Source organism: Leucobacter sp. M11 (assembly GCF_035726885.1).
GTDB lineage: Bacteria > Actinomycetota > Actinomycetes > Actinomycetales > Microbacteriaceae > JAPFRB01.
Map to the genome: position 1 here is coordinate 83,267 of NZ_JAPFRB010000005.1, position 2,067 is coordinate 85,333.

The following is a 2,067-nucleotide window of genomic DNA, read 5'->3' on the forward strand; positions in this document are numbered from 1 at the left end:
ACTCGGGGTTGTGTGCGCGTCTGCGCCCATTTCCTCGGCGCGCCGGTGCTCCGCCCACTCTTTGGCCCGTTCCCGCTCCGTTGGGGTCACGAGCGCGGTCATGATCGCCGCGGACTCGGGATCGAGGAGCCCGGTGAGCCGGGTCATCCCGTCCGACAGCGGCGTCAACCGCAGGAACCGCTTCTGGCGTCGTTCATACTCGTCGGGGGCGGCTCCGTCGGGGTCGAGGAGCTCGACGGCGTGCTCGGTGAGGCGCGCCACCTCCTCGGCGCTGTGCCGGAGCCCGCCCGTGTCGGACCCGGCGAGGGCAACGAGTTCCCGCTCCGCGGCCCCCGTCTGCTCGCTCGCCCCGATTCGCTTGGTGACGCGGGAGAGCCCGGCCACGATCACCTCGGCGGCGTCGGTGCCGAGCTCGCCCGCGTCGAGGGCCGCCGCGACCGCGGGAAACGGGCCGGGGACCGGCTCGCCCAGCAGGTTCGTCGCGGTGCGGGTGCGCTTGGCGAGCCGGATGCGTTGCCGGGCGGTGCGCTCGGAGACCCCGGTCACGGACGCGGTGAGCGCTCCGGGGGAGCGGAAGTTCTGTTGCCGGGCGAGGCCTTCTGACCCGTATTCGCGGGCGGAGGCCTCGTCGACGCGGCCCGCGGCCCAGATCCGGGCGGCGTCCACGTGTCGGGCTAGGGCCTCGACCCCGGCAAGATCGGCCAGGATGCGTTCGTGGCGGCGGGCCTTTGCCGGGTCGAGGACCCCCTCGGTGGCCCCGTCTGGCTGGATGACGCCCTGGAGCCCGCCGCCCCAGTCGAGGACCCCTTGCCCGGCCCCGGCGGTGTCTCGGGCCGCGGCGTGCTCCTCGGCGAGCGCGCGGGCGGCCTCGTCGCGGAGCTCGGTGAGGATCAGGTGCGCGGCCTCGGTGAGCCCGGCGACCGTGAGCGGAATCGTCACGGTCGCAGCCGCGCGATTCTCCGGGGCGACAGCCTCAGACGACGACGTTTCCGAGGCGTTCCCGGGCACTGCGACCCCGCCCGGGTGGAACCCGGGGAAGGCGGCATCGGTGCTCGGGAAGAAGTTCATGTGCAGACCGTAACCGGGGCCACTGACATTCGCTTTTGCGGGGGTACGGGACGCGTGGAAAGCGTCGGCGCGGCGGATATTCGCGCGTGCTGCCGGAGTGAACCACTGTAGAAACACACCACCGCGGGAGCGCCCGGGGGCAGGTCCGCACCCCGGAATTGCGCCGTCCGCGGAGGCGGGACGACCCCGCCCGGGGGGAACCCGGGGGCGGGTGCGGCGGTGCTCGGGAAGAAGTTCATGTGCAGACCATAACCGGGACCACTGACATTCGCGTTTGGTGGGGCGTGGGGCGCGGGGGACCGCGGCGGCACGGCGGTTATTCGCGCGTGCTGTCGAAGTGCGGAACCGTGGAAACACGCCACCGCGGGAGCCCCTCGGCGCAGGGCCGCGCCCGGGCATCGTGCCGTCCGCGGAGGCAGCGCGGCCCCGCCCGGGCGGAACCCGGGAACAGTGGCGTCAGCGCTGGGGAAGAAGTTCATGTGCAGACCGTAACCGGGACCACCGACATTCGAACCTGGTGGGGTGTGGGACGCATTGACCGCGGCGGCACGGCGGTGATCCGTGCGTGCTGCCGGAGTGCGCCCCCGGAGAAACACACCACCGCGGGAGCCCCTGGGGGCAGCTCCGCACCACGGAATTGGGTCGTCCGCGGAGGCGGCACGGCACCGTCCGGGGAAAACCCGGGGAGGGCGGCATCGGTGCTCGGGATGACGTTCATGTGCAGACCCTAACCGGGGCCACTGACCCTCGCGTTTGGTGGGGGTTCGGGGCGCGTGGATCGCGTCGGCGCGGCGGTGATCCGTGCGTTCTGTCGGAGTGCGCCTCCGCGGAAACACACCACCGCGGGAGCCCCTGGGGGAAGGGCGACACCCGGGAAATGCGCGGTCCTCGGAAGCTGCACGGCCCCGCCCCGGGCGGAATCCGGGTAAGGCGGCGTCGGTGCTTGGGAAGAAGTTCATGTGCAGACCGTCACCGTGACCACCGGCATTCGAACCTGGT

The 2,067-nt window shown here is 72.5% G+C and carries 1 protein-coding gene; it reads right to left on the minus strand.

Going from position 1 to position 2,067, the window contains the following annotated elements:
* The coding region (locus tag OOT08_RS15660; RefSeq protein ID WP_325093770.1) for a DUF222 domain-containing protein at positions 1 to 1,068 on the minus strand (1,068 nt) is incomplete at its 3' end.
* Positions 1,069 to 2,067 lie beyond the last annotated feature (999 nt).